The sequence below is a fragment of the Escherichia sp. GZ89 genome, assembly GCF_019366485.1.
Taxonomy (GTDB): domain Bacteria; phylum Pseudomonadota; class Gammaproteobacteria; order Enterobacterales; family Enterobacteriaceae; genus Escherichia; species Escherichia fergusonii.
In genome coordinates, this window is the sequence record NZ_JAEOHX010000067.1 from 1 (window position 1) to 554 (window position 554).

2 protein-coding genes are annotated in these 554 nt (G+C 54.7%); both read left to right on the top strand.

What is annotated here, in order from left to right; all coding sequences use genetic code 11:
* Positions 1-51: 51 nt before the first annotated feature.
* Entirely contained in the window at positions 52-435 is a 384-nt protein-coding gene (gene panM, locus K0335_RS22235) for an aspartate 1-decarboxylase autocleavage activator PanM (protein WP_000778873.1), read from the top strand.
* The gene (locus tag K0335_RS22240) at positions 413-547 is read left to right on the top strand and encodes a hypothetical protein (protein WP_001517957.1); all 135 of its coding nucleotides are present in this window, start codon (positions 413-415) and stop codon (positions 545-547) included. Before panM ends, K0335_RS22240 begins: the two co-directional genes overlap by 23 nt.
* The last annotated feature ends 7 nt before the right edge of the window (positions 548-554 follow it).

Here is a 554-nt window from a genome sequence, read left to right on the forward strand (position 1 = left end):
TGCCTGTTTCGGTACACTGATCGCATCTTTTGAAATCGGGACAAGCCGTCGATGAAGCTGACCATTCTTCGTTTAGAACACTTTAGCGCTCAGGATCAGATCGATCTGGGCAAAATCTGGCCGGAATATTCCGCCTCCTCATTAAGCGTAGATGAAACGCACCGGATTTATGCCGCGCGGTTTAACGAGCGTTTGTTGGGCGCCGTAAGAGTGACGCTGAGCGGAACGCAGGGCGCGCTGGATTCCTTACGCGTGCGTGAAATCACCCGTCGCCGCGGCGTCGGGCAATACCTGGTAGAAGAGGTCATCCGCGATAATCCCAACGTCTCGTCGTGGTGGATGGCGGATGTCGGTGTTGAAGACCGCAGCGTGATGGCCGCGTTTATGCAGGCGTTAGGTTTTACCGCCCAGCATGACGGCTGGGAGAAGCGCTAAAAGAAAGCCGGATGGCGCTGACGCTTATCCGGCCTACATGCCGGGAGAAAAGATAAAAACCACCTCGCAATTTTCCAAGAATTTCGCGTTGCAGGCAGGCGGCAAGTTATGAAATCCCC

Coding starts and splice junctions, on each gene's coding strand:
- K0335_RS22240 (WP_001517957.1), top strand. CDS start 413: ATGACGGCTGGGAGAAGCGCTAAAAGAAAGCCGGATGGCGCTGACGCT.
- panM (WP_000778873.1), top strand. CDS start 52: ATGAAGCTGACCATTCTTCGTTTAGAACACTTTAGCGCTCAGGATCAG.